At 62.5% G+C, this 26,720-nt stretch carries 24 protein-coding genes and 1 other RNA gene; 10 read left to right on the forward strand and 15 right to left on the reverse strand.

From position 1 onward, the window contains the following. The 3 genes from G9X68_RS20570 to nthA are packed head-to-tail and all read right to left on the reverse strand — an operon-like array spanning position 1 to position 1,665. Complete coding sequence (locus G9X68_RS20570) at positions 1–369, reverse strand: nitrile hydratase accessory protein (protein WP_171604009.1); 369 nt, start codon at positions 367–369, stop codon at positions 1–3. Beyond that, the gene (gene nthB, locus G9X68_RS20575) at positions 356–1,015 is read right to left on the reverse strand and encodes a nitrile hydratase subunit beta (protein WP_171604010.1); all 660 of its coding nucleotides are present in this window, start codon (positions 1,013–1,015) and stop codon (positions 356–358) included. Before nthB ends, G9X68_RS20570 begins: the two co-directional genes overlap by 14 nt. Beyond that, positions 1,012–1,665 carry a nitrile hydratase subunit alpha gene (gene nthA / locus G9X68_RS20580; RefSeq protein ID WP_171604011.1) on the reverse strand — a complete coding sequence of 218 codons (654 nt, stop codon included), beginning with the start codon at positions 1,663–1,665 and terminating at the stop codon, positions 1,012–1,014. Before nthA ends, nthB begins: the two co-directional genes overlap by 4 nt. A 381-nt stretch (positions 1,666–2,046) precedes the next feature. Here nthA and G9X68_RS20585 point away from each other — a divergent pair, with 381 nt between their 5' ends. Continuing rightward, entirely contained in the window at positions 2,047–3,321 is a 1,275-nt protein-coding gene (locus G9X68_RS20585) for an SDR family oxidoreductase (RefSeq protein WP_171604012.1), read from the forward strand. Beyond that, the gene (locus G9X68_RS20590; RefSeq protein WP_171604013.1) at positions 3,321–3,797 is read left to right on the forward strand and encodes a DUF2269 family protein; all 477 of its coding nucleotides are present in this window, start codon (positions 3,321–3,323) and stop codon (positions 3,795–3,797) included. Before G9X68_RS20585 ends, G9X68_RS20590 begins: the two co-directional genes overlap by 1 nt. Here G9X68_RS20590 and G9X68_RS20595 read toward each other — a convergent pair. Further along, complete coding sequence (locus G9X68_RS20595) at positions 3,789–4,382, reverse strand: LysE family translocator (RefSeq protein WP_171604014.1); 594 nt, start codon at positions 4,380–4,382, stop codon at positions 3,789–3,791. The genes G9X68_RS20590 and G9X68_RS20595 overlap by 9 nt on opposite strands. Before the next feature lie 152 nt (positions 4,383–4,534). Between G9X68_RS20595 and G9X68_RS20600 the strand changes: the two genes are divergently transcribed. Continuing rightward, entirely contained in the window at positions 4,535–5,383 is an 849-nt protein-coding gene (locus tag G9X68_RS20600) for an aldo/keto reductase (RefSeq protein ID WP_171604015.1), read from the forward strand. A gap of 116 nt (positions 5,384–5,499) precedes the next feature. On the opposite strand, the gene ilvN is transcribed toward G9X68_RS20600, so the two are convergent. Then, positions 5,500–6,072 carry an acetolactate synthase small subunit gene (gene ilvN, locus G9X68_RS20605; protein WP_168310041.1) on the reverse strand — a complete coding sequence of 191 codons (573 nt, stop codon included), beginning with the start codon at positions 6,070–6,072 and terminating at the stop codon, positions 5,500–5,502. 20 nt (positions 6,073–6,092) lie between these two features. After that, complete coding sequence (locus G9X68_RS20610; RefSeq protein ID WP_171604016.1) at positions 6,093–7,883, reverse strand: acetolactate synthase 3 large subunit; 1,791 nt, start codon at positions 7,881–7,883, stop codon at positions 6,093–6,095. Positions 7,884–8,206: 323 nt separating this feature from the next. Between G9X68_RS20610 and G9X68_RS20615 the strand changes: the two genes are divergently transcribed. Continuing rightward, positions 8,207–10,246, forward strand: a complete 2,040-nt coding sequence (locus G9X68_RS20615) for an ATP-binding protein (RefSeq protein ID WP_171604017.1) — start codon at positions 8,207–8,209, stop codon at positions 10,244–10,246. Here G9X68_RS20615 and G9X68_RS20620 read toward each other — a convergent pair. Together G9X68_RS20620 and G9X68_RS20625 are read right to left on the reverse strand one after the other, a co-directional pair. After that, positions 10,231–11,157 (reverse strand): dihydrodipicolinate synthase family protein, encoded by a 927-nt coding sequence (locus tag G9X68_RS20620; protein ID WP_171604018.1) that lies wholly within the window; start codon positions 11,155–11,157, stop codon positions 10,231–10,233. The genes G9X68_RS20615 and G9X68_RS20620 overlap by 16 nt on opposite strands. A gap of 21 nt (positions 11,158–11,178) precedes the next feature. After that, the gene (locus G9X68_RS20625) at positions 11,179–11,793 is read right to left on the reverse strand and encodes a LysE family translocator (protein WP_171604019.1); all 615 of its coding nucleotides are present in this window, start codon (positions 11,791–11,793) and stop codon (positions 11,179–11,181) included. Positions 11,794–11,943: 150 nt separating this feature from the next. Here G9X68_RS20625 and pdxR point away from each other — a divergent pair, with 150 nt between their 5' ends. Then, positions 11,944–13,452, forward strand: a complete 1,509-nt coding sequence (pdxR, locus tag G9X68_RS20630; protein ID WP_206679813.1) for a MocR-like pyridoxine biosynthesis transcription factor PdxR — start codon at positions 11,944–11,946, stop codon at positions 13,450–13,452. Here the strand turns inward: pdxR and miaA are convergent. Continuing rightward, positions 13,449–14,345 (reverse strand): tRNA (adenosine(37)-N6)-dimethylallyltransferase MiaA, encoded by an 897-nt coding sequence (miaA, locus tag G9X68_RS20635; RefSeq protein WP_171604021.1) that lies wholly within the window; start codon positions 14,343–14,345, stop codon positions 13,449–13,451. The genes pdxR and miaA overlap by 4 nt on opposite strands. On the opposite strand from miaA, the gene serB reads away from it, so the two are divergent. Beyond that, on the forward strand, positions 14,344–15,234 hold the full coding sequence (gene serB / locus G9X68_RS20640; protein ID WP_171604022.1) for a phosphoserine phosphatase SerB: 891 nt from the start codon (positions 14,344–14,346) through the stop codon (positions 15,232–15,234). The genes miaA and serB overlap by 2 nt on opposite strands. Before the next feature lie 331 nt (positions 15,235–15,565). Here the strand turns inward: serB and G9X68_RS20645 are convergent, their stop codons facing one another. The 5 genes from G9X68_RS20645 to G9X68_RS20665 all read right to left on the reverse strand — a co-directional run bounded on the left by G9X68_RS20645 (position 15,566) and on the right by G9X68_RS20665 (position 21,023). After that, positions 15,566–17,296: a Do family serine endopeptidase gene (locus G9X68_RS20645; protein ID WP_171604023.1), complete on the reverse strand. Its 1,731-nt coding sequence runs from the start codon at positions 17,294–17,296 to the stop codon at positions 15,566–15,568. 200 nt (positions 17,297–17,496) lie between these two features. Continuing rightward, entirely contained in the window at positions 17,497–18,462 is a 966-nt protein-coding gene (gene hflC, locus G9X68_RS20650; RefSeq protein ID WP_171604024.1) for a protease modulator HflC, read from the reverse strand. A gap of 3 nt (positions 18,463–18,465) precedes the next feature. Continuing rightward, positions 18,466–19,548, reverse strand: a complete 1,083-nt coding sequence (hflK, locus tag G9X68_RS20655) for an FtsH protease activity modulator HflK (protein ID WP_171604025.1) — start codon at positions 19,546–19,548, stop codon at positions 18,466–18,468. A gap of 148 nt (positions 19,549–19,696) precedes the next feature. Next, a complete protein-coding gene (locus G9X68_RS20660) occupies positions 19,697–20,215 on the reverse strand; it encodes a dihydrofolate reductase (protein WP_171604026.1) in 519 nt (172 codons plus the stop codon). Between the two features lie 13 nt (positions 20,216–20,228). Continuing rightward, positions 20,229–21,023: a thymidylate synthase gene (locus G9X68_RS20665; RefSeq protein ID WP_171604027.1), complete on the reverse strand. Its 795-nt coding sequence runs from the start codon at positions 21,021–21,023 to the stop codon at positions 20,229–20,231. A gap of 111 nt (positions 21,024–21,134) precedes the next feature. Here G9X68_RS20665 and ssrA point away from each other — a divergent pair. The 4 genes from ssrA to G9X68_RS20685 all read left to right on the forward strand — a co-directional run bounded on the left by ssrA (position 21,135) and on the right by G9X68_RS20685 (position 22,762). Beyond that, positions 21,135–21,497, forward strand: a transfer-messenger RNA (tmRNA) gene (ssrA, locus tag G9X68_RS20670). Between the two features lie 128 nt (positions 21,498–21,625). Next, entirely contained in the window at positions 21,626–22,141 is a 516-nt protein-coding gene (locus G9X68_RS20675) for an SspB family protein (RefSeq protein WP_003541317.1), read from the forward strand. A 50-nt stretch (positions 22,142–22,191) separates the two neighbouring features. Then, the gene (locus tag G9X68_RS20680) at positions 22,192–22,386 is read left to right on the forward strand and encodes a DUF4169 family protein (RefSeq protein WP_171604028.1); all 195 of its coding nucleotides are present in this window, start codon (positions 22,192–22,194) and stop codon (positions 22,384–22,386) included. Positions 22,387–22,543: 157 nt separating this feature from the next. After that, positions 22,544–22,762, forward strand: coding sequence for a ribbon-helix-helix domain-containing protein (locus G9X68_RS20685; RefSeq protein ID WP_171604029.1), 219 nt, complete (start codon positions 22,544–22,546; stop codon positions 22,760–22,762). 98 nt (positions 22,763–22,860) lie between these two features. On the opposite strand, the gene G9X68_RS20690 is transcribed toward G9X68_RS20685, so the two are convergent. Further along, positions 22,861–26,577, reverse strand: a complete 3,717-nt coding sequence (locus tag G9X68_RS20690; protein WP_171604030.1) for an AsmA family protein — start codon at positions 26,575–26,577, stop codon at positions 22,861–22,863. Positions 26,578–26,720: the final 143 nt, after the last annotated feature.

A 26,720-nucleotide genomic window follows, 5' to 3' on the forward strand; every position in this document is an offset into this window, starting at 1 on the left:
TCAGCGTGAGGGATCGTTGCAAAGCTCGATCGGCCGTCCGTGCGGCGTCGCTTCTGCCGCCCGCTGCCAGCTCTGCTGCAGCGCCAGGATCGTTTCCGCATCGGCGATGCCGTTGTCGACGATGAGGTCGGAGAGTGCCGCCACCCAGCAGTCGAAATAGTCGCTGCCATCTTCGGCCCGGCCGGGCTTGTGCAATTGCGCGGAAAGCGTTTCAGCCCATTCGCTCCAGCTGAACAGGCCTTGTGCGTGCAGGTGCACGGTCATGGCGAAAGCCTCAGCCGCCCATGGCTCGGGAAAAACCGGCTCGCCCTCCGGCGACCTCGGCAGGCTGGGCGATTGCGTCAGCGGCGACATTTCATGCCGGCTCAAGGTAGCTCTCCCACGCATCGATCGACACCGTCAGCGTCGGATCGGCATCTCCTCCCCAAATCTCCGCGCCGTCGAAAACGACCGTATAGAGCCATTGCGGGTTTTCGCCCTTGCCATGTGCATTGTCGTCAGGGAAAACGAAAGAGCCCTGCACTGCCTCGACCACACCGGTCCTGGCCCTGGCATAACGCGGCAGGCGCGTATGCGTCGTCGGATTGAAATTCTTCGTCCTCACCGTCTCGCCGACCGCAAAGAGCGGCGCGGTCTTAACAGGACGATCGCAAGGCCCGCCCTTCGCCAGAACGCCGGGCACCATGTCCGCCTTCAGCACCCGCTTCGGAACGGCTCCTGGCTGCTGCGCATGGCCGGACAGCAGCTCCTCACGAGTCGCAAAACCATGCCGTTCGAGCAGCTTATCGATGCCGCGGATCCAGATCTCGTAATAGCTGGCGGCGAGGTAATCGGCCGGCGGAATATTCTCGCGCGCATGCCGGCTTTCATCGATCGTCCATGCGCCGAAAGCGCCGCAGGAAATCGTAATGCCGAGCGCCCGCTTTTCCCATTCGGCATGGAAATAGGGCTCGTCCTTTTCGGGCGCGACCGGCCCAAAGCCCATCTGCCCGCCGAGATCGTGCGGTCCGTTCATGTGGCGCTCCCCGGCCTGCGGGCAACGGCCGTGCCGATCATCGCATCGCGACTGACGAGGCCGGCGAGCGTCTGCTCATCCATTCCGTCGGTCCCTTCGGGCCGTTCGGGAATGACGAGGTAACGCAGTTCCGCCGTCGAATCCCAGACGCGGATCTTCTTGTCCTCCGGCAGGGTCAGACCGAATTCGGCCAGCACGCCGCGCGGATCGATGACGGCGCGCGAGCGATAGGCCGGCGCCTTGTACCAGACCGGCGGCAGGCCAAGCACCGACCAGGGATAACAAGAGCAGAGCGTGCAGACGACGAGATTATGGGTCTCTGCCGTATTGAAGACGGCGCGCATATGCTCGCCCTGTCGGCCGGTATAGCCGAGGCTGGCGATGGCCGCCATCGCATCACGCTTCAGCCAGTCGGCGAAATCGGCATCGCTCCAGGCCTTGGCGACGACATGCGCGCCGTTTCTCGGTCCCACCTTCGTCTCGTAGGTCTCTACGATCGCGTCGATCGCCGCCGGATCGATCAGCCCCTTCTCCGTCAGCAGCGTTTCCAGGGCCTTCACGCGTGCCTGCATGTCGGAATAATGGTTGTCGTGATCATGCCCGTGGGCGTGCTCATGTCCCTGAGCATGGTCGTCGTCATGGTCGTGCAAGGCAATGTCCTCCCGGTACGGCAGATAGGTGGCTCTGACCCTCTCTGGCGGGTCTGAAAAGTAAGCGAGTCCGCGGCTTGGTTCCCTCTTCTCCCCAGCGGGGAGAAGGTGGCCCGCAGGGTCGGATGAGGGGGCCGCACGGCACGCCATTCATTGTTGCCCTTCGCTTTCGCTCAGAGCATTCGCGGCTTTGCCGCTCACCCCCTCATCTGCCTGCCGGCATCTTCTCCCCGCTGGGGAGAAGCGGAATCGTCGCAAAGCCTCGCCCCTCCTCGAAGCACGCCCATGGAAGCAGTGTAAACATCCGCCTCTCATTTTAGCACACACCACATGCCCGCCAAGCCCTTCTATGTCTCGTGCGCTTTCCGCTAATCTCCCACCATGAACATCCTGATTCTCGGCGCTACCGGCTTCATAGGCTCCGTCGTCGCGGCCCGGCTCGTTGCCGACGGCCACGCCGTGAGCGGGCTTGGCCGCAATCCCGCTCGTGCACGCCTGAAACAGCCGGCGATCGACTGGCGGCGCGCAGATCTCTCGCGCATGACGAAACCAGCGGATTGGGACGATATCCTCAAGGACCGGAATGTCGTCGTCAACTGCGCCGGCGCCCTGCAGGACGGGCTGTCGGACGATCTGTCGGCCACCCAGGCAGAGGCGATGCTGGCGCTCTATTCCGCCGCAAAAAGCTCATCGCGTCCGCTGATCGTGCAGATATCGGCAAGGACGGCGGGAGCGGCGGGCGACCTGCCCTTCCTTGCCACCAAGCGGCGAGCCGACGAGGCGCTGGCGGCAAGCGGCCTGCCTTACCTCATCCTGCGCCCTGCCCTCGTTCTCGGCCGCAATGCCCATGGCGGTTCGGCGCTGCTACGGGCGCTTGCAGCCTTTCCCCTGGTGCTGCCGCTGGTCCATGCCGAAAGTCCGGTCGAAACACTTTCGGTGGACGATGTGGCGGAAGCCGTGTCGCGGGCAGTCTCCGGCGGCATCTCCGGCGATATCGATCTTGCCGCCGACGAAGTTCTGACGCTCGCCGATCTCGTCGGCCTTCACCGCCAGTGGCTCGGCCTGCCGCCCGCCCGCGTGTTCACTCTTCCCCGCTGGCTTGCCGGCCCGGTGACATCGCTGGCCGATCTATCAGGACTGCTCGGCTGGCGTTCGCCGCTGCGCTCGACGGCGATGACTGTCATGTCGGAAGGCGTGCGGAGCTCGAAAACGAGGAGCGACCTTGCCACGACACCCGCGGCAGCGACGCTCTCGGCCAATCCCTCCAGCGTACAGGATCTCTGGTTTGCCAGGCTCTATCTTTTGAAGCCGCTCGTCATATCGGGCCTATCCGCTTTCTGGCTGCTCTCAGGTCTGATCCCGCTGCTGACGCTGGAGAAGACGTCCGCTCACTTCCTGCCGTTCATGCCTGAGGCCGCGGCAACGGCGCTGACACTTGCAACCTGTCTGATCGACATCGCTCTGGGCGTAGCCGTCCTCCTTCGTCCGCTGGCGAAAGGCGCCCTTCTCGGCATGCTGGCCGTGTCGTTCGCCTATCTTGCCGGCGCCAGCCTGCTCGAACCCGCGCTCTGGCTCGATCCGCTCGGCCCCCTCGTCAAGGTGCTGCCATCGATCCTGCTGACGTTCACCGCACTTGCCATCCTGGATGAACGCTGATGCTCGAGCAATGGCTGCTGCTTGCCCATGTCATCGGCGCGACCGTGCTCTTCGGCACCGGCGCCGGCATCGCCTTTTTCATGGTGATGGCGCACCGGACACGCGATCCCAAGCTGATCGCCCATGTTGCGGCAACGGTAGTGGTCGCCGACACCCTCTTTACCGCCACCGCAGTCATTCTCCAGCCGGTGACCGGCTATCTGCTGGCCCGGTCGATCGGCTGGGAGTTGTCGGAGGGCTGGATTGCGCTGTCGCTGCTGCTTTATGTCGTAACCGGCCTGTTCTGGCTGCCCGTCGTCTGGATCCAGATCCGGCTGCGCGATATTGCCCGCGCCGCAGCAGCGGCGGGAAAAGCCCTGCCGCCGGCCTATTTCAGCCTCTATCGCATCTGGTTCGCCTGCGGCTTTCCGGCCTTCTTCGCCGTCATCGGCATTCTCTGGCTGATGCTCATGAAGCCGGCAATCACTCTATTTTAGCATCGGCCAGAGGCTCGCCACCAACAGTACCGCCATGCTGATATTGAACCATTTCAACCGCACCGGATAGGAAAGCCATTCCCTCAGCGCCGAGCCGAAACCGGCCCAGGTCGAAACGCTGGGCACATTGACTGCCGCGAAAGCGAGACCCACGATCAGCACGCTGACGAGGTAGAGTTGCGGATTGGTATAGGTCGCCATCGCGGTCACCGCCATCACCCAGGCTTTCGGGTTGAACCACTGGAAGGCGGCGGCGGCGAGGAACGACATCGGCTCAGCGCCGGTTCTGCCTTCGCTGAGCGAGCGCGAGGAAGCGATCTTCCAGGCGATCCAGACGAGATAGGCGCCGCCCGCAAACTTCAGCGCCGTATAGATCACAGGTATCGTTTGCAGCAGCGCGCCAAGCCCGAGGCCGACGCCGAGCAACAGCACGAAGAAGCCGGCACCGATCCCGAACATATGCGGGATCGTCCTGCGGAAACCGAAATTCACGCCCGATGCGAAGAGCATCATATTGTTCGGCCCCGGCGTGATCGAGGTCGTGAAGGCGAAGAGAACGAGGGCGAGAAACGTATCCAGCGGCATGAAACCTCCCGGGACCGGCCATCCTTCGCAGCCGATTTCATTTAGGTCAATGTAACTGTCCTAAATTGCTGATGCCATTACATCATTGTCATGGAGACAGGATTACTTGAAAGATAAGAATTGGCGGCAATCTCCCCCAAATGGAAAAGATCATGCAAGACGACCCGATCCCGACGATCACCTTCCCGAATGGCGCGCAAGTGCCGGCGCTCGGCCAGGGAACCTGGGCCATGGGCGAGGATGCCGGCCATGCCAAGGCCGAGATCGAAAGCCTCAAGGCAGGCATCGATCTCGGCATGACGCTAATCGACACCGCCGAAATGTACGGTGACGGTGGCGCTGAAGAGATCGTCGGCCAGGCGATCAGGGGCCGGCGCGACGAGGTCTTCATCGTCAGCAAGGTCTATCCTTGGAATGCCAGCCTGAAAGGCACGATCGAGGCTTGCGAGCACAGTCTCGAACGGTTGGGCACTGACCGCATCGATCTCTATCTCTTGCACTGGCGCGGCAACTATCCGCTCGCCGAGACCGTCGCCGCTTTCGAAACGCTGAAGGCATCAAGCAAGATCGGCGCCTGGGGCGTCTCCAACTTCGACACCGACGACATGGAGGAACTGCTCCGCGTGCCCGGCGGCGCCAATGTTGCCGCCAACCAGGTGCTCTATAATCTCTCCCGCCGCGGCATCGAATTCGATCTGCTGCCCTGGTGTCAGAGCCGCGGCATTCCCATCATGGCCTATTCACCGATCGAACAGGGACATATCCTGCATCATCCCGAACTGATCCGCATCGCCAAGGCCTATCAGGCGACACCCGCCCAGCTGGCGCTCGCCTTCCTGCTGGAACGCGATGGCGTCATCGTCATCCCGAAGACCTCGAATGCCGAACGCGCGGCAGAAAACCGCGACTGCGTCTCGCTCGACATTACCGACGACGACTGGCTGGCGCTCGACACCGCCTTCCCGCCGCCGGCAAAGAAAAAGCCGTTGGAAATGCTCTGATCGCCGACTCCTCTTTCGTCATGCTCAGGCTTGTCCCGAGTATCTACTACCGGTTGATATGCAGCAGACCCTCGGCACAAGGCCGAGGATGACGCCAAGCAAAGGGCGATGCGAACTCACATCCCCTGCGCGCCACGGTTCATCGCGGCAATGCCGGTGCGGCAGACCTCGATCAGGCCAAGCGGCTTCATGATCGCCACGAACTGGTCGATCTTCGACGACTTGCCGGTGATTTCAAGAATGAAATGACCAACCGTCGCATCCACCACCTTGGCATGGAAGGCATCGGCAAGGCGGAGGGTCTCGGCGCGCATCTCGCCCTCGCCGATCACCTTGATTAGTGCCACTTCGCGCTCGATCGGCCGATCCTGGCCGAGTTCGCGGGCGCGCACCGTCAGGTCAACGACGCGATGCACCGGCACGATGCGTTCCAACTGCGCCTTGATCTGTTCCAGCACCTGCGGCGTGCCGCGTGTGACAACGGTGATCCGGGAAAGATGCGCCTGGTGCTCGGTCTCGGAGACCGTCAGGCTCTCGATATTGTATCCGCGGCCGGAAAACAAGCCAATGACCCGGGCAAGAACCCCCGGTTCGTTGTCGACGAGAACCGAAAGCGTGTGGCTTTCGACAGCCGCCGTTTCCGGCGAAATGAAGTAAGCGGAGCCCGTGGGCTGTAGGTGAGCGTTCATGTCCTTGGTCCCTTCCCTTATTATACGAGCGCGCGGCCCTTGGCGTCGATCGCATTGGCGACCGCTTCGTCGGTGGCTTCGTCCGGCAACAGCATTTCGTTATGGGCCTTGCCCGAGGGGATCATCGGGAAACAATTGGCGAGATTGGCGACGCGGCAATCGAAGATGACCGGCTTCCTGACCTCGATCATCTCGAGAATGGTGTCGTCGAGCTGATCCGGCTTTTCGCAGCGCAGGCCGACGGCGCCATAGGCCTCCGCCAGCTTGACGAAATCGGGCATCGCCTCCGTATAGGAATTCGACAGGCGGTTGCCGTGCAGCAGCTGCTGCCACTGGCGCACCATGCCCATATACTGGTTGTTCATGATGAAGATCTTGATCGGCGCATCGTGCTGGATCGCCGCCGACATTTCCTGGATGCACATCTGGATCGAGGCGTCGCCGGCAATGTCGATGACGAGGCTGTCGGGATGGGCGATCTGCACGCCGAGCGCGGCCGGCAGGCCGTAGCCCATCGTGCCGAGGCCGCCCGAGGTCATCCAGCGGTTCGGTTGCTCGAAGCCGAAGAACTGCGCCGCCCACATCTGGTGCTGGCCGACCTCGGTGGTGATGTAGGTATCGCGGTCCTTGGTGTGGGCGAAGAGCCGCTCCAACGCATATTGCGGCATGATGACATCATTGCTCTTCGTATAGGCGAAGGAGTTGCGCGCCCGCCAGCGGCCGATATCGGTCCACCAGTCATCGAGGCGGCCCTTTTCCGGTTTCTTCGGCAGCGCCCGCCACAGGCGGACCATGTCTTCAAGCACATGCCCGACATCGCCGCGGATGCCGATATCGACCCGGACGTTCTTATTGATCGAGGACGGATCGATATCGATATGGATCTTCTTCGAATTCGGCGAAAAGGCATTGAGACGGCCGGTGATGCGGTCGTCGAAGCGGGCGCCGATGCAGACCATGACATCGCAGTCGTGCATCGCCATGTTGGCCTCGTAGGAACCGTGCATGCCGAGCATCTTCAGCCAGTTCTTGCCTGAAGCAGGATAGGCGCCGAGGCCCATCAGCGTCGAGGTGATCGGGAAACCGGTGAGCTCGACCAGCTCGCGCAGCAGCTTGGAAGCCTCGGGGCCGGAATTGATGACGCCGCCGCCGGAATAGATGATCGGGCGGCGCGCATTCGCCATCAGCTCGATCGCGGCATGGATCTGGTTGAGATCGCCCTGGATCTTCGGCTGATAGCTCTTCTGGATCGCGTAATCGGCGGGCGGCGTGTAGGTGCCGGTCGCAAACTGCACGTCTTTCGGAATATCGACGACGACGGGGCCCGGACGGCCGGACTGGGCGATGCGGAAGGCCTCATGAATGACGGCAGCGAGCTGGTTGACATCCTTGACCAGCCAGTTGTGCTTGGTGCAGGGCCGGGTGATGCCGACCGTATCGCATTCCTGGAAGGCGTCGGAGCCGATCAGTGGGGTCGGAACCTGGCCGGTCAGGCAGACGAGCGGGATCGAATCCATCAGCGCGTCCTGCAGCGGCGTGACGGCATTGGTAGCGCCCGGACCCGAGGTCACGAGCATGACGCCGACCTTGCCGGTGGAGCGGGCGTAACCTTCGGCCGCATGGCCGGCCCCCTGCTCGTGGCGGACGAGGATGTGCTTGACATCCTCCTGCTGGAAGATCTCGTCATAGATCGGCAGGACCGCGCCGCCCGGATAGCCGAAGATATGTTCGACACCGTTGTCCTTCAGCGCCTTGAGAACGATCTCCGCTCCCGTCATCCGATTGCCTGCCGCCTGATTGTCCGTGCTCATCTGTCTGTTCCGTTTATGCTGGGATTACGTTTGTGGCCGGAAGCCCTGATTTCGGGCATAAAAAAAGGCCCCGGAGGGAGCCTGTCATCTAGCGCATGGGTGGCTATCGCCGGATGGTTACACCATCCTGCCCATGCGCTTTCCCACCACGATAAGAGCCGTTGCGATTTTCATGGTCGGAAGTGATAGACAGAAAATTTCGCAGCGTCAACGCATGCCGCAATAAAAAACTGCCCCAAGCCTGCATCCCTGAAAATCGGTAGGATGAAGGATTTGTTAAAGGATCGACTCTATTCTTCTACGCTACCGCATGGAGTAGCCCTTTGCTCAACAACGACTTGCGCACGTCTGGCAAGGCAGGCGAGCATGATCGCCGCGATGGCCATGCGCCGGGAAATCGCTTTCTCGGCCGCGTCGTTGCATGCAGCGGGTCGCGGGCCACCATCGCCGCCGTCGCCGAACAGGGCGGCACCGATCTGACCGAACTCTGGTCCGTGGGCCGGCTGATTTCGATCAGCGTTGGCCGCAACCGCGTCGTCGCCCTCGTCTATCAGATGAACACCGGCAGCCATGCCTGGGGCGAAGGCGAGGACAATACTTTCAGGATCGAGACCGAGCTGCTGGGCGAAGTCCGTGTCGACGAGGACGGGCGCGAGGAATTCTCGACCGGCATTTCGCGCTATCCCTATCTCGGCGCCATCGCGCACCGCATCCGATCCGCAGACCTGATGCGCATCTACGATGCCGGCCAGGGCACCACCGCCGTCATCGGCAAGCTGACGCAGGACGAAAGCATTGATGCGGCGATCCACATCCCCTCGATGCTCTCCAAGCATTTCGCCGTCGTCGGCTCCACCGGCGTCGGCAAGTCGACGGCCGTGTCGCTGCTCCTGCACAAGGCGATCGCGGCGGACCCGAAGCTGCGCGTGCTGATCCTCGATCCGCATAATGAATTCGCTGCCGCATTTCCGAAGCACGCCGTCACCATCGATACCGATACGCTCGACCTGCCTTTCTGGCTGATGCGGCTCGAGGAGTTCGCCGAAGTCGTCTTTCGCGGCCGCCCGCCGGTGCCCGAAGAGCTCGATATGCTGCGCGATATCCTGCCGGAAGCCAAGCGCGCCTTCCGCGGCAGCGACAATTCGCTGGTGCGGCGCACGACGGAAAAGAGTTCGATCACCGCCGATACGCCGGTTCCCTACCGCATGGCCGATCTGCTGGCGCTGATCGACGAGCGCATCGGCCGCCTGGAAGGCCGTTCGGAAAAACCCTCTCTGCGGTCGTTGAAGATGCGCCTCATCGCTGCGATCAACGATCCGCGCTATCACTTCATGTTCTCCAACAACACGATCAGCGACACGATCACCGAAACCATCGCGCAGATCTTCCGCATCCCCGGCGAGAACCGGCCGATCTGTACCTTCCAGCTTGCCGGCATTCCCTCCGAGGTCGTCAATTCTGTCGCCTCCGTGCTCTGCCGCATGGCCTTCGAGGTGGCGCTGTGGAGCGACGGCGCCATCCACATGCTGGTCGTCTGCGAGGAAGCTCACCGCTACATCCCCTCCGATCCGAGCCTCGGCTTCGTGCCGACACGCCAGGCAATCGCCCGCATCGCCAAGGAGGGCCGCAAATACGGCGTCTCGCTCGGCATCATCACCCAGCGGCCGGGCGAGCTCGACCAGACGATCCTCTCGCAGTGTTCGACGCTGTTTGCCATGCGCCTTGCCAACGACCGCGACCAGGAAATCATCCGCTCGGCCATCCCGAATTCGTCGATCTCGACGACGAGCTTCATCTCCTCGATCGGCAACGGCGAGGCGATCGCCTTTGGCGAGGCGATCAGCGTGCCGATGCGTATGCGTTTTTCCCGCGTGGACGAAAACCTCCTGCCGAAGGCGAGCAGCGCCAACAGCAAGCAGAGCGAGGAAGATCCGGATACGGTCGATCTGCGCAAGATCGTCACCCGCATGCGGGCGGTGACCGTCGGACCCGACATTTCGAATTTCCAGCAGAACTATGCCGCGTCCGTGGCAGGTTTCGAAGAGACCGACGCAGCCGACGAGGATCTTGACGCGAAGCCATACACGCCGCCCGCCTCTTCCGCCGCGCCGCCCGCCTCCGCGCCGCTTGAATCCTACCGCCGCGAACTCCTGCCGCAGACACCGCGGCTGGACCCGGCCACGTCACCTGCGATCGATCCCCGGCTGGACGCGCTCCGCCGCGAGATGCGCCGCGACGAGCCGGTCTTTCCCCGGCCGGCACCGCCGGCGGACCAGCCCGCGGTCTCGCGCCGGGAACCTGGCACGTCGCTGCGCGAAAGCATCCTGAAAAAACCGCTGAGCAGCCTCTACAACAAGGATTGACGCTTCAGCTCGCTCTCTAGAGCGATCGGAGGCTCGACGGCCTCGAGCACACGTTGCCGGTCCGTCGGCCCGAGCGGTAAGAGAGGGCGTGGGAGCTCTGCCCTGGCGAGTGAAAGAAAGTCGACCAGCGTGTAGACCACGCGAAGGCTTCCAAACTCCTTGAACGTTTTCCAGAGCGGCTGGAGGAGAGCATCGAGTCGATGCGCCTCGTCGCTGTCGCCTGCAATCGCGGCCTTGCTCAGGGCAAGAGCGACGTGCGGAAACAAGCCGCCGATGACGCTGTACCAGGCGTCGGCACCTGAAAGCAGCGCTTCGGCCGCGCCCCAGTCGCCGCTGTAGCCGATCGCAAGCCTGGTCTTCTCTCGCAATTCCGCCAACTCGCCTGCAAAATCGCCGTCAGCAGGCAGAGGCATCTTTACGGCCTTGATCGTCTCGATATCGGATAGGCGCTGCAGAAGATCTCGGCTGAAGGTGAAGTGGGTCGTGCCGGGATTGTTGTAGATACAAAGCGGCAGCTTCGCCGCCTCGGTGACCGCCAGGAAATGCTCGTAGGCTTCGTCCTGGGTCAGCGGCGTGTAGGACACCGGCGCAAGCAGAAGAGCGTCTGCACTGGCGGCCTCGGCATCCTTCGCCAGGTTCTGGGCTTGGTCTGTCCGGAGAGTACCGACGCCGACGACGAGGGGAATACGACCGCGAACGCACTCGACCGCAGCCTCGACGGCTCGCCGTCGTTCCTCGCGTGTGAGAAAGGCATAGATCCCGGTGCTGCCGAGAAGACCTATCGAAGCGACGCCCGCATCACACAGGCGTTCCAACAGACGGCAGAGGGCTTCCGTGTCGACCCGGCCATCCCTATCGGCGGGCGTGGGCGGAAAGGCCGAAAGACCATGAAACGGAGAAGCGACAGACATGATGCGATCCTGAAAATCCGGTCAATGTGAGAACAGAAGGCGCGATCCGGCGCCCGCGAAGAAGACGGCGAGAGTGCCCTCGATCCACCGCCGCGCACGTGCGTAGCCGCGCACCATGGGTGCCGTGGAGAAGAGCACGGCATAGCCGGCAAATATCGAGATCCCCAAGAACACGCAGCCGCCGAAGGCGGTGACGGCCATCTCTGGCGAAGCGCCCGGCTTGAGGCCGAGCGACATGATCGCCACCCAGGCCAGAACCGCCTTCGGATTGCCGAGATGCATCAGAACGCCGCGACGATAGAGCGTGCCGAGTTGCGCCGCGGGTCGGACGACCTCGCTTGCCGGCATATCCGGGGCAACTGCCGAGCGGGCCGCCCTCCAGGCGAGCCAGAGGAGGTACAATCCGCCTGCGATCTTAAGGAACAGCAGGGCATGGGCATAGCGGACCAGGAGTGTCGAGATGCCGGTGACCGCGATCAGCCCCCAGCATGTCGACATCGTTATAACTCCAGCGGCAAGGGCGAGCGCCGGTCGACGCCCTTGCCGCATCGCCACATTCATGATGGCCATATTGCTCGGTCCGGGACTGCCTGCAGCGATTGCATAGGCGATGTAGACGACGAGAAGATCCTGCATTTGCGTTTTTCCAGAAGTTTGCGCCCGCGCACGGCACGCCCCCGAAGGCGAAGAATGCGCCATCGGGGAGCCGCCAATCTGCTTCCTTTTCCTCAAAAATTGGTTCATCGTGAAGCGCCATTTTGAAGAATCTCTATGGACCATTTTACGATGTCTAAACGGCGCAGCACCATCGAAATCCCATCGCTCAACGCGATCGATCGAACGGCTAACGTCGGCCGCCAGCTTGCGCAGGCCCTGCGGAATGCAATCGCCCGCGGTGAGCTGAGGCCAGGCGAACGCCTTCCTTCAACGCGCAGCCTTGCGGATTCGCTGAAGATCGCGCGCGGCACCGTCGTCGAGGTGTTCGATCAGTTGACTGCCGAAGGCTATCTCGAAGCGCGGGTCGGAGCCGGAACCCGTGTTGCCGCCGATCTGATGGACACCACGCCGGCACCCCCGCTTGCGCCGGCAGTGCCGTCTACCGCGGATGCCGTCGATCTGCCTTCCCAAGCTGGCCGGCTGAGCGCCATCGCCCGTGCGCTCACCCCGCACCCACCCGTTCCCTTCGCCATCGCCGTCCCGGCTTGCGGTATTGCGCCCGACGACAACTGGCGCCGTCTCGGCAACCGCGTGCGCGCGTCGCGACAGGCCGCACCTTCGGGTTATCACGACCCTATGGGCTTGCTCGAACTCAGGCTTGCCATTGCCGACCACGTCCGGCGCGCGCGGGCCGTTCATTGCGAGCCGGAACAAATCATCGTCACGTCAGGCACCCAGCAAGGCCTCTATATGGCGGGCCGGGTTCTTCTCTCGCGTGACGATCCGGTATGGGCCGAGGACCCGGCCTATCCCGGCCTGACGGCAGTGCTTGACGATCTCGGCGTACGGACGCACCGCCTGCCAGTCGATGCACAGGGAATGAACGTGGAACGCGGCCTCGAGCTCTGTCCCCAGGCGCGCGCCGCATTCGTCACCCCTTCGCACCAATATCCGATCGGGATGCCGCTCAGCATGGCGCGGCGCAATGCCTTGATCGCCTGGGCCGACCAAAATCGCGCCTGGATCGTCGAGGACGATTACGACAGTGAGCTGCGTTATGCCGGACACCCGTTTCCGTCGATGCAAGGGTTGCGTCCGTCACGCGTCGTCTATCTCGGCACCTTCAGCAAGGTGCTCTTTCCTTCCCTGCGCCTCGGCTACGTCATCGTCCCTCCTCCGCTCGCAGAAGCCTTTGCCGGCGCCCGCGCCATTCTCGACCGGCATTCGCCGATCGCCGAACAGCATGTTCTGGCGGCCTACATGCGGGAAGGTTATTTCGAAGCGCATATCCGGCGCATCCGCGGCCTCTATGCCGAACGCCGCGCTGTTCTGCTCTCGGCGCTCGAGCGGGGCTTGCCTGAGGGCTGCCGCGTCCAGGAGAGCGACCAAGGCATGCATATTCTTCTATGGCTGCCCGAAGAGGTCGACGACGTGCAACTCGCAGCCCGTGCCCTCTCGGCCGGCCTCGCCGTGCGGGCGATTTCCCCGATGTATGCCACGCAGCCGGCGCGTCGCGGCCTGATGCTGGGCTTCGGCGGATTTATGCCGGACCAGTTGCAGGCCGCGGTCGGCGAACTCGTCAAACTGCTGAGCCAGCACATGTCTGGAGCGGGAGGCCCGCAACGAACTGAAGCCTAAACTGTCAGCCGCTCCCAGCTGTCGTCCATCTGGTTGCGGAACCATGTCATTTGCCGCTTGGCATATTGCCGCGTCGCCGCAGCACCCTTCTCCAACACCTCGCCGCGCGTCATCTCGCCCCTCAGCATCGCCGCAATCTGCGACACGCCGATTGCCTTCATCACAGGCGCCTCGGCCGGCAGGTCGAGCGCAAGCAGAGCCCGTACCTCGTCTTCCGCGCCTTGCTGCAGCATTTTTTCGAACCGCCCGTTGATGCGCTGATGCAGCACGGCTCTATCCGGCAGCACGACGATCTTGCGGGCCTCATCGGCGTCGATCACCACCGGTCCCGACTGGCCCTGGAAATTGGCGATCGATCGCCCCGTCGCCTTCAAGACCTCCAGCGCCCGGACGATCCGTTGCCCGTCCCGGCGGTTGAGGCTTGCCGCCATGGCGGGATCTGCCTCGGCGAGTTCGGCATAGAGCCCGTCCGGCCCCTCCTCCAGCAGCCGCGTCCTGAGTCTCTCCCGCAGCACCTCCGGTATCTCCGGCATATCGGAGAGCCCGCCGATCAGCGCCTTGAAGTAAAGTCCCGTGCCGCCGACGAAGACCGGCAGCCGTCCTGCGTCCCTGAGCGCCGGCAGTAGTGCCGAGACATCCCGCAGCCAGGCGCCTGTGGAATAGGCCGCACCTGCCGGCACGTGGCCGTAAAGATGATGCGGCACGCCCTGCATCTCCTCCTCTGACGGGCGCGCCGTCAGCACCCGCAGCGTGTCGTAGACCTGCATGCTGTCGGCGTTGACAACCGCGCCGTCATGGCGCTTGGCCAATTCGACAGCGAGCGCGGACTTGCCGCTGGCGGTCGGCCCGGTTATCAGGATCGCATTCATTGTGCTCAGAAGGTTTTCCATCATGGCCCTCGTTGCCACGCTTGTTGCCAATCCGTCAAATCCCGTGCTGACCCCGGAAATCGCCGAACGGGCGGCCGAGGCCGTGAACGCTTCCGGTCTCTACTGGCTGGCCGACGGCGTTGCCTGCGACATCGCGCTGCGCGACGGCACCGATGCGCAGGCAGCCGAGGCCAATATCCTTGCCGTCATATCAGGCGCGCCCATCGACCTCGTCATCCAGGAGCAAGAGACCCGCCGCAAAAAGCTGCTGATCGCCGACATGGACTCGACGATGATCGGTCAGGAATGCATCGATGAATTGGCCGCCGAAGTCGGCCTGAAGGAGAAGATCGCGACTATTACCGCCCGCGCCATGAACGGCGAGATCGCCTTCGAGCCGGCGCTGCGTGAGCGTGTCGCCCTGCTGAAAGGGCTGCCGATATCGGTCGTCGACGAGGTGATCGCCAAGCGCATCACGCTCACCCCTGGCGGTCCGGAACTGATCGCCACCATGAAATCGAAAGGCCACTACACCGCGCTTGTCTCCGGCGGCTTCACCGTCTTCACCAGCCGCATCGCCGCCACCCTCGGCTTCGATGAAAACCGCGCCAACACGCTGCTCGAAGACGGCGGTATTCTCTCCGGCTTCGTCGCCGAACCGATCCTCGGAAAACAGGCGAAGGTCGATGCGCTGAACGAAATTGCGGCTCGCCTCGGCATTTCGCCGAAAGAGGCGATCGCCGTCGGCGACGGCGCCAACGATCTCGGCATGCTGCACCTTGCCGGCTCCGGTGTCGCGCTCCACGCCAAGCCAACTGTTGCCGCCGAAGCGCAGATGCGCATCAACCACGGCGACCTGACCGCCCTGCTCTATATCCAGGGCTACCGAAAGACGGATTTCGTGATGGTTTGAAGGCGATGCCAGCGACATTCCCGAAATCGGGGCTGATCGCTGGTGGCTCGTACGGAAAGGCAACCTCCGTAAACCGCCAAATAGCCTGTCACCTCCGGACCGTTAGGCCAACGGTCCCGTTTCGAAAGGCCGCCCGGCAAACCCTCTCCGCCCTCATTCCTGTGCTCGTCACAGGAATCCAGCCACGGCGCGTCTGCGCGGTGAGTGACTTACGTCAGGAGAGAAGAGTCTTCTGCGCCCAAGGACCTGGGCGCACTGGATTCCTGTGACAAGCACAGGAATGAGGGAGAGTTGGAGACTACGGCTGCTAATTCACTATCGCCGTAGCTCGTTATTCCATCGGCACCGCCACGAACCGCAGATCGCCATTCGCCGATGCGATCATCAGCTGGGCGTTGCGGCGGCCTTCCTGTTTCAGCGCCTGCACCTTGGCGGCGACCGCATCCGGCGACTTCATGAACTCCTGTGCCACCTCGACGATTACATCGCCGGGCTTCAGCCCCTTTTCCGCCGAGGCCGAGCCGGGCGTCACTTCCGTCACGACGACACCATCGACGCTCTCGGCGATGCCGAAGGCCTTGCGGGTCTCGGCGCTCAACAGCGACAGCGACAGCCCGAGCACGTTCTTCGGCATGGCCGCATCCGGCGGCACCTGGCCCTTGTGCTGGTCGGGTGTATCAGGTGCAGGCTTTGCCTGATCGCCGGAATCCGGCTGGTCCATGTCATTGTTCTCGCCGGGATCCGGAGTGATCACGCCATCGTCCTGCGAGCCATCGGGTGCTGAATCGCCGGATGCAGCCGCCTGATCGCTGTCCTCGAGCCGGCCGAGCTTCACCTTGACAGTCTGTTCCTTGCCGTCGCGCAGCACCACGACGTCGACTTCCTTGCCGACCGTGCTTTCCGCCACGACGCGCGGCAGGTCGCGCATTTCGCTGACGGTCTTGCCGTCGAATTTCAAAATGACGTCGCCCGCTTTGATCGAGCCGTCGTCGACGGGACCGCCCTTGATGACGCCGGCGACCAGTGCGCCCTTGGCCGTGTCAAGCCCGAGGCTGTCGGCGATATCGTCGGTGACCGGCTGGATGCGCACGCCGAGCCAGCCGCGCCGCGTCTCGCCATATTGGCGCAGCTGCTCGACGACACCGGAAGCAAGCTCCGAGGGCACCGAGAAGCCGATGCCGATCGAGCCGCCGCTCGGCGAGATAATCGCCGTGTTGATGCCGATCACCTCACCCTTCATGTTGAAGAGCGGACCGCCCGAATTGCCCTTGTTGATCGCCGCATCCGTCTGGATGAAGTTATCGTAGGGGCCGGCATTGATGTTGCGGCCGCGCCCGGAAATGATGCCCACCGTCACCGAACCGCCGAAGCCGAACGGATTGCCGATCGCCATCACCCAGTCGCCAATGCGCATCTCGCTGGAATCGCCGAATTTCACGGATTTCAGCGGCGTCTTCGGCTCGACCTTCAGCACCGAGAGATCGGTCTTCGTATCCGTGCCGATCAGCTTCGCCTTGAGCTTCGAACCATTGGCGAAATTGATCTCGATATCGTCGGCGCCCTCGATCACGTGATTGTTGGTGACGATATAGCCGGCCGGATCGATGACGAAGCCGGAGCCAAGCGAGCTGACATTGTGGTTGCCGCCCTTGTTGCCCTGCTGCTTGTTGAAGAAGTCGTTGAAGAATTCCTGGAAAGGCGAGCCGTCGGGGGCGCGCGGCGCCGGACCGGCGCCCTCATCGTCCTTCACCTTCTGCGAGGTCGAGATGTTGACCACGGCGTCGAGCAGCCCTTCGGCGAGATCGGCGACGGAAGCCGGGCCGGTGTTGGGCACGGCGGCCTGGATCGGAGCGGTCTGCTCCGGCGCGGCGGGTGCGGGAGGCGTAGGAGCGGGAGCAGCCGTTTCCGGAGTAGCCGGAGCGGGTGCAGTAGCCCCGGGTGCGGTCGTCTCAGCCGCGGTTTGCGCATAGGCGACCCCGTTCATGCCGGCATGCGCAAGAATTGCAGCGCTGGCCATAAGCGCGAGCGTTCGTCTGAAGGGCGAGCGATTCGTGGGGGCCATCAAGCTTCCTCATAAGGGGTACATGCGCACATTGAGCACCAGCATAAGGCGGAATGATGGAGGGTGAAATCACCTTTTCGCGAAATCCCCGTGCAATGCGACGTGGCCTCGCAAAAGCCGGATCGTCTCAATCATTCCACGAAAAAAGGGCCGGCGCTCGGGCCGGCCCTTCCAGGATTGTCGGGGTGGTTTTCCTGCTGTCAGTTCGTCGGCTGGGCCGGTGCTGCGGGAGCAGCTGCGCCGGGAACTGCCGGAACTGGTGCGGCCGGATTTGCCGGCTGCAGTGTGCCGGCGGCATTGTCGAAATAGCGGAAGAATTCCGAATTCGGCGACAGCACCAGCGTCGTGTCCTGCGACGAGAGAGCGGAGGAATAGGCCGCCATCGAGCGATAGAACTCGAAGAAGGCTGGATCCTTGCTGAAGACTTCGGCGAAGACGCGGTTGCGTTCCGCATCGCCCTGGCCTCGAAGGATCTCCGCATCGCGCTGGGCGCCTGCGGTGAGCTCGACGACCTGACGGTCGGCGATGGCACGCCGCCGCTGGCCTTCCTCATTGCCCTCCGCACGGATACGCTCGGCCTCGGCGAGGCGTTCCGAACGCATGGCATTATAGGTGTTGGGCGCAACCTCCGGCGAAAGGTCGGTGCGGCGAATGCGAACGTCGTCTATATGCAGGCCGAGATTTTCGGCATCGGTGCGCAGGTCGTCGCGAATCTCCAGCATCATCGCGACACGCTCTTCCGAGAGGGCGGCATTGTAGTCACGCAGACCGTAGACGCGACGAAGCGATGAATCGAGCTGCGCTCTCAACCGCGCTTCCGCGGCTTCGCGATCGCCCGATACCGTTTCGCGGAAGCGGCGAACATCCGAGATGTTATAGATCACGAAGGCATCGACGTCGAAGGTCTGGCCATCCTGGACCTGAACGCGAATATTGTCGAGATCGAGCCTCAGCGCCTGCTTTTCGACCAGCTGAACGCGGTCGGCATCCATGAAGCCGAAGGGCAGCTTGAAATAAATGCCAGGCTCGGTCTTGACCGACTGGATCTGGCCGAAACGGACGACGATGGCCTGCTCACGTGCATTCACCACGAAGATGGACGAATAAAGCCCGACCAAAACGATGGCGAGGATGATGAGAATGATGGGAAGTCTGTTCGATGTCATGACTCAACCTCCCTGCTGCGCCGGCTTGCCAAGCTCATTGAGCGGCAGATAGGGCAGAACGCCCTGCTTCTCGTCGATGATGACCTTCCGGGAATTCTTCAGCACCTGCTCCATCGTTTCGAGATACAGCCGCTTGCGGGTCACGTCGGGCGCCTTGGAATATTCGTCGTTGATCGCTGTGAATCGCTGCGCTTCACCTTCCGCCTCCTTCACGACACGGTTCTTGTAGGCGGCTGCATCTTCACGGATTCTGGCCGCATCACCTCGCGCCTGGCCGAGCTTCTGGTTCGTGTAGCGATTGGCCTCTTCGATCGTGCTGTCGCGGTCACGGCCGGCACGCTGCACTTCTTCGAAAGCGTCGGCGACTTCCCGCGGCGGCGCCACGTTCTGGATCGTCACGCCGGTCACGGTCACACCCGCGCCATATCGGTTCATCGTGTCCTGCAGGATATTGAGCACGTCCACTTCGATCGGCTGACGATTGCTGCGGAAGGCGTCCTGCGCCGGACGACGGCCAACGATCTCACGCATGGCACTGTCGGATACCTGCTGCAGAGTCTCCGCCGGATTTTCGACGTTGAAGAGATAGGCCTTGGGATCGCTGACGGTATAGAAGACCGCGAACTGCACGTTGATCACGCTTTTGTCGCTGGACAGCATCAGGCCGTTCGAAGACGAGGCCGAAGTCGCCCCGATGTTCAGCTGCTGTACGGTCACCTTCACCGTCTCCACGGTTTCCATCGGCCAAAAGTGGAAATGCAGGCCCGGCATGGAAATCTCGTCCTTCGGCTGGCCGAACCGCAGTTCGACGCCGCGTTCGTCCGGCTGCACGACGTAAATGCACTGGATCAGCCAGAAGACGGCGAAAATCGCCACGACGATCACCGCCACGCCGCCGTTGAAGCCGCCGGGAATGATGTTGCGCAGCTGGTCCTGGCCGCGCCGAATGATATCTTCCAGATCAGGCGGTCCGCCCTTGCCGCCGCCACCGCGCGGCCGGTTCGGCCCCTGTCCCCATGGTCCCTGATTATTACCGCCGCCGCCGCCCCAAGGGCCGCCGCCGCCATTCTGATTGCTCCAGGGCATCAAAACCTCGTTGTTCGTTAAGTCGCGACGCATCCGAAACCGTGGGGGCTGACCGGCGGACGCGTTGGTGACCGTTATAGGTATCGCCGCATCGGCTTTCAACGCAGCGTGAGAAACTTGGTCAATTTAATTGGAAAATAGTTCATTTTCAGGCGCGACGGCGTTCGTAGACGATGAAACGCGTGGGATAACTGTCCTTTTCGCCGGCCGGAACCGCGATCGCCTCCCCCGCCTGCCAGATGTCGGGATCGATCGCGGGAAACGAAGCGTCTCCGTCGAGATCGGCCTCGACATGCGTGATGCACATCCGGTCGGCAAGACCGATCGCCTGGGCATAGACCTGCCCGCCGCCGAGAATGCAGATTTCGTCGACGCCGGTTTCGAGCGCCAGCCTGTCGGCCACCGTCATCGCCTCGGGCAGCGAATGGGCCATGCTGACATCAGCATGGTCTATCGCCGCTTGCCGCGAAATGACGACGTTCGGCCGTCCCGGCAGCGGCTTGCCGATCGAATCGTAAGTCTTGCGGCCCATCACGACAGGCTTTCCCAATGTCAGCGCCCTGAAGCGCTTGAGATCGCTCGAAAGCCGCCACGGCATATCGCCGTCGCGGCCGATAATGCCGTTGCGAGCAACGGCGGCGATAATGGTCCTGCGGATGTCGGCCATGGAATATCCCGGATCAGACGGCGATCGGCGCCTTGATGCTGGCATCGGCCTCGTAGCCGATCAGCTCGAAATCGTCGAAAGTGAAGCCGAAAATATCCTTCACATCAGGATTGATTCGCATGAAAGGCAGCGGCTTCGGCCGGCGCGCCAGCTGCAGCTTCGCCTGGTCGAAATGGTTGTGATAGAGATGGGCGTCGCCGAGCGTGTGCACGAAGTCGCCAGGCTTCAGTCCGGTCACCTGAGCCACCATCATCGTCAGTAGCGCATAGGAGGCGATATTGAACGGCACGCCGAGGAAGATATCGGCCGAGCGCTGGTAGAGCTGGCAGGAAAGCCTGCCGTCGGCCACATAGAACTGGAATAGGCAATGGCAGGGCGGCAGCGCCATCTCGTCCACTTCGGCCGGATTCCAGGCCGAAACGATGTGGCGGCGCGAATTCGGGTTGTTGACGATGGCTTTGACCAGATTGGCGATCTGGTCGATATGGCCGCCGTCGGGCGCTGGCCAAGAGCGCCACTGGGCGCCGTAGACCGGCCCGAGATCGCCGTTTGCATCCGCCCATTCGTCCCAGATCGAAACGCCGTTCTCCTTGAGATAGCGGATATTTGTCTCGCCCTTCAGGAACCATAAAAGCTCGTGAATGATCGAGCGCAGATGCAGCTTCTTCGTGGTAAGGACGGGGAAGCCTTCTTCGAGATCGAAGCGCATCTGGTAACCGAAGACCGAGCGCGTGCCGGTGCCGGTGCGGTCGCCCCGGTCGGAGCCCTTTTCCATCACATGATTCAAGAGATCGAGATATTGCTTCATGTCGCGCTGATTCCGTTTCGGCTAATTTAAGCCTTCGGAACTGGGAAACCAATCACCGGCAGGCATTTTCCCAATGTTTCTGATGGGTCGCATAACGCTTTTATGACGTTTGCCCTTTCCTTGGGCTGAGGAAACCACTATATCAGCCTTGCCGGCTTTCGGGTCGGCTATGGCGATAAATGAGCGGTGTAATAAACCTATTGGACCCGGGGGCGGTACCCGGCGCCTCCACCAAAAACCGGCGGTCTTAAAGGCCGGCTTTTGATGGGGGCGAAACAGGATCGACAAGGGTGTAAAGATCGTCTTTTTGCTCGGCATTGTACCGCCGTTATCGGGCTAAAATTGTAGTTGCAAACGACAACTATGCGGAAGCTCGTCTCGCTGCTTAATCGCGGTGTGACACTTCAATCAAAGTCCTAGTGGTTCGCACCTCTAGGCGGGGTCCGAAGGCACCTGGCAACAGAAGCCTTCACCTTCTCCCTGCCGCCGAAATCATGTATGCTGCTTAAAAACGTGACTCGGCTCCGGTCTTTCCCAAGGCGCCCGGACGTGGCATATAACCTTGTGAAAAGACTTCCGAACCGACGAAAGACAGGAAAAGCATGGGGCAGGATCATATCCGCTACGACATTCTGGCACAGGATGCACTTCGCGGCGTCATCCGCAAGGTTTTGGCGGAAGTCGCAGCGACGGGCCGCCTGCCCGGTGATCATCACTTCTTCATCACCTTCCTCACGGGCGCCACCGGCGTGCGCATCTCCCAGCACCTGAAGTCGAAATACCCCGAGCAGATGACCATCGTCATCCAGCACCAGTTCTGGGACATGAAGATCACCGAGACGCATTTCGAGATCGGCCTTTCCTTCTCTGACGTTCCGGAAAAGCTGGTCATCCCATTCAATGCGATCCGCGGCTTCTACGATCCCTCCGTCAACTTCGAGCTCGAATTCGACGTGCCGCTCGCCGATGGCGAGGAATTGCCGTCCGGCGAAATCACCGCCTATCCGGTGGATGCGGCTGGAAAGCCCGATGACGCCGCAGGCGCAAAACCCGCCGACGGTGAAGAGAAGAAACCGGGTTCCGTCGTCTCGCTCGACTCCTTCCGCAAGAAGCAGTGATTTGAAGGGAGGCCAAGCCTCCCTTCTTCATAGGGAATCCAGGCAACCGCATGAGCGCCGAAATCATCAATCTGCGCCAGTTCCGCAAGAAGCAGGCTCGCTCCGAAAAGGAGAAGCAGGCCGAGCAGAACCGCATCTCCTTCGGCCGCACCAAGACCGAGAACCAGCTGACCCGCAGCCTGAACGACAAGGCCGACAAAGCCCATCGCGACGGCCGGATCGAGACGGATGACGACGGCGCGTGACGCTTTCACGCAAAGCGTGAAAAGCCGGAATGGATTCTGCGATCAGCCACTTGCGCCCTTTCCTTGAATCGATCTGCCAACCCACGCTTAATTTGATAGAACGTCCTGAACGCGTCGTCTCGGGCGCGCTGTGCTCTACCTGGGATGTGAAGGCTCCATGATCCGCAAGCATTCGGCGACCTTGCACGGCCATCGCACCAGTTTCTCGCTGGAGGATGAGTTCTGGACCGAGCTGAAGACGATTGCCGCAGCCCGTTCGATACCGCTCGCCGCCCTGATCTCCGAAATCGACGACCACCGCCCACCGGACAGCAACCTGTCCTCGGCGCTGCGGCTGCATGTGCTTTCCTGGCTGAAGGCGGGCGCCGGCCACTAGCCTTGATGCATGTTGCTCAAAATCGCGTCGCGATTTGGGGCGACATCAATGAAAACAAAGACCTGAAGCGTCTTGCATGAATCAAATTCAACGCGCTTTCACTGCGCCTGAACGCCCGGCACCTGATCGAAATTGAGCGGACCGGGCTGCGCTTGCCCACTGCGCCGTGCTGCTTCCGCCTCGGCCGCGGCCCTCGCCTGCGGATCTGCATCCGCCTTCGCTTTGGCTTCCGCCGCGCGTGCGGCCTCCGCCTCGGCAGCAGCCTTCTCAGCGGCTGCTTTCTGCGCCAGCGCGCGCAGCCGCTCTTCCTCCGCCTGCCGTTGCTGCTCGATCTCGGCCGCCTTGATGCGCTCGGCGTCGTTGAACCGGTAGAGCGCCACCTCGCGGCGCAGCCGCTGTTTTTCGAGCACGACCGCCTGCAGCCGCTCGACACGCCGGCGCTCGCGCTCGAAGGCGCGCAGCGACAGATAGCTGGTGATATCGGTCACATCCATCGTCTTGCCGGGCGACGGCAGCATGCCGGAAAAATTCAGCCGGAGCGCAGGCTCGGCGCCAGAAAGCGCTTCCGTGCCAGGATTAAACCCGACACCCAGCGTCGCGCTGATCCGCTCTTCCGGCAGCGCGATCTGCGCATCGGCGGTGATGCGCGCGAGATCGTTGGCGACGGTGACATTCTGCACCCTCAGCGTCCCGTCGGCGATGTTGAAGGGGATGCCGAGCGGCGGCAGCTTCGCCTCGCCGTTGCTGAGCAGCGTCTCGATGATCGGATGCACCTTGCCGGCATTGATCTGCTCCTGCATCGTATCGGTCGCGGCAAGCAGCGGCGGAAGGACGGCAAGGTTCAACCCGCGTATGCTGGTTTCGCCGAGCCTCAACTCGCCCGAACCATTGAGGGAGCTGGCGATCTCGCCGATCGTCTTGCCCGAGGCCTCCATCGACAGCGACAACCCGAACTTGCCGTTGGCGATCGGCGCGCCGTCGCGCAGCCAGACGACGCCGGACAGATCGGAATCGGCAAGCGCAATCTTCGTTTGCAGGAAACCTGTGCCGTTGGCATTGGTGAAGAGCAGGTTGCCGGAGAGCTTTCCACCATCCCAGTTACCGGCCATGTCGTTGAGCTGCAGCTCGTCGCCCTTGTAGGCGACGTTGCTGGTGAAGTCGGACACCGCCGTTTCCGGCAGGCCGGGCCAGAACTCCTTGGCCGTCAGCTTCACGTTGACGTCGAGATCCTTGAAGATGGGTAGCCCCAGCGGCGCTGTCGTCAGCTGACCATTGGCGGGATCGACGATCTGGCCGAACACCGCCTCGCCGAGCCAGCCGGCATCGGCCTTGGAGAGTGTCAGCCCGCCGCTCGCAGTCGTCTTCGCAGCCTTCCGGTCGAAGGTCAGCGCACCGGAAAATTCGTTGTCGGCCGCATGTCCCTTTAGATCGGAAAAGACGATCTTGTCGCTGTCGACGGCGGTATTGACCTGGAGGCCGAACGGCAGCCCGGTTGCGGTCTGTGGCAGAGCGATGCCGTTCATGATGAGATAGGGGTCGATATCGGCGCTGTCGAGAGAAAGCGCGATCTGGCCGTTCATGAAGGTCTCCGGTCGGACATCGACCTTGCCGTTGGCCATGAACGAGGTCCGGTCGGTCGCAAAGGTCAGCGCCGCATCGGCGGGATCGTTGCCGGATGCCTTCACCTTGAGCGTCAGACGGCCGTTGGCCCCGACATCCACCGGCAGCGGGTCGAGCCCGGCCTGGCCGAACAGGATGGAGGGCACGGCGTTTTCGAGCGTCGCCTCGAGGCTCGTCGTGCCATTGCCGGTCAGCGCCAAGAGGTCGGACATGCGGTAGTCGAGATTGACGCGGCTGCCGTTCGCCACACCGGCAAGCGTCACCGTCAGCGCGTCGCCCTCGTCGCCGCCGAGCGTCAGCGCGCCGCGGAGTGCCGTATTACCGTACCAGCCGGCGTTGCGCACTAACCGGTCGAGCACGGGGTGATGCGGCAGGTGCTCGCGCAGCATGGTGAAGAAGCCGCCGGGATCGGCCGATTTGAAGGTGATTTCGCCTGCGCCCTTGTAATCGAGCAACGAGCCTTCCGCCCTGCCCGTCGCCGTCAGCTCGGCGCCGGCGATATTCTTGATCGACAGCCGATCGACGGCAAGCGCCCCATCGGCGATGGTAAACGTGGTCTCGACATCCTCGGCACTGACGCCGAAGGCAGTGAACTTGCCGGCCTTGAGCTGGGCGGCGATCTTGTGGTCGAGCACATTGTCGCCGGCATCCTGGCCGGTCATGAGCCCGCTCAGCGCCTGCAGCGCGTCGAGATCGAGCGTATCGCCGTTCAGCGCCACCGATAGCGTCGGCGTCTGGTCGGAGATTGCCTGGCGCTCCAGCCGACCCTTCAGCGTCGCCGGTCCGATGGCAATCTCGAGATTTTCAAAACGCTGCAATTCATGCGTCAGGCTGACATTGGCCGAAAAGCCCGCCTGCCGTAATTGCCGGATGGCCGGATCGACCGAGCCGGCAAGCCAGGAGGCAAGCCCCGTCGGCTGGCTGGATGCCACCACGATCTGGCCGTTGAACGAAGGTTCGCCCTGAAGCAGGAGCTTGCCCTTGCCTTCCACTTGCGTGCGCCCCGGCAGCGTGCCGGTGGCGCTGTCGATCATCCAGCCGGTGCCGGCCGGTTCGAGCTCCAGTTGCACGTCGCGCAGCGTCGTATCGCCGGCGACGATCGCCGGCAATTTGACGCTCGCCTTGCCCGGCACCTGCGGGATCGGCACCTGCGCGACGATATCGATCAGCGAATTCAGCCGTTGGCGCGCCGAAACAGCGGGATCCCGCGTCGTCTTGCCAGCCGAGCCCTGATTGCCGATGCGGTTGACGTCGATCTGCTGCCCGTCGGCGGTCAGCAGGAATTCCGGCGCATTGCCGGTATCGAGCGTCGCCTCGCCGGTTATGACATAGGGATCGTCCGTCGGGCCGATCTCCATCCGGTATTCCGGGATGCGGATGCGTTCGTTGGTGAGCTCGAAGCGGCCCTTGACGCGCGGCGGCTGTTCTTTCTTGTTGGCGGGCTTGGCGCTGTTGCGGATCTCGATCGCTGCCGAAAGCTGGCCCTGATAGTTCGGCTTGCTGTCGACGAGCTTCAGCTCGCCGTCGAGATCGATGCTGACAGGGTGCTTGTCCGGCGAAAGCCTCGTGCGCATGCGCAGCACGCCCTTCTCGTCCGGCTGACTGCTCGAGATCGAGAAGCCGCCGTGCTCGCCGTCGAGCGCAGCATCGCCCTCGATGCGCCAGGGGCCGGCCAGCGACTTTGCCGACATTTCCGCATTGAGGCCGGTGATGCGACGTGAGCGGCCCGACTGGTCGTCGATGAACTCGACTTCGCCGCCGCTGACATGCACGTTTTCGAGAACGACGGTCCTTGCCGGTATCTCCGCGCGGCTGCCACGCATCCAGTCGAGCGTGCCGTCCTTGAGCAATCTCAAGCGCACCTTCGGATTGACGACGCGCATGTCGAAGATCAGCGCTTCGCCCGACAGGAAAGGTGCCAACTCCGCATCCATGGAGAACTGCTCGACCCTGACGATCGGCGTGCCGTCCGCTTCCTGGCCGACGCGCACGTCATGCAGCGTCACCGACGGGAACGGCAGCAGGCGCGCATCCACCGTGCCGTAGACGGTGACCTTCTTGCCGATGATGCGGCTTGCCTGATCCTCGAAATTCTTGCGGAAATCCGTCCAGTCGATGAACAGCGGCGCAAGCAGCGCCACAAACAGCACTACGACGATCACTCCCCCCAGAAAGACGAGGAACCGGCCTACCAATGCAAAGCGTCTCCATTCGGGATTCTGTTGCCGACACTAGAGCATGATGCCGAAAAGTGTGAGCGGTTTTCGGACGACATCATGCTCTAACTCTTTAATTGAGAACAGGTTTCAGATTTCGGGGCGAGCCGGCCTAACATCAT

This window comes from Rhizobium changzhiense, from assembly GCF_013087625.1.
Classification (GTDB): Bacteria; Pseudomonadota; Alphaproteobacteria; order Rhizobiales; family Rhizobiaceae; genus Rhizobium; species Rhizobium sophorae.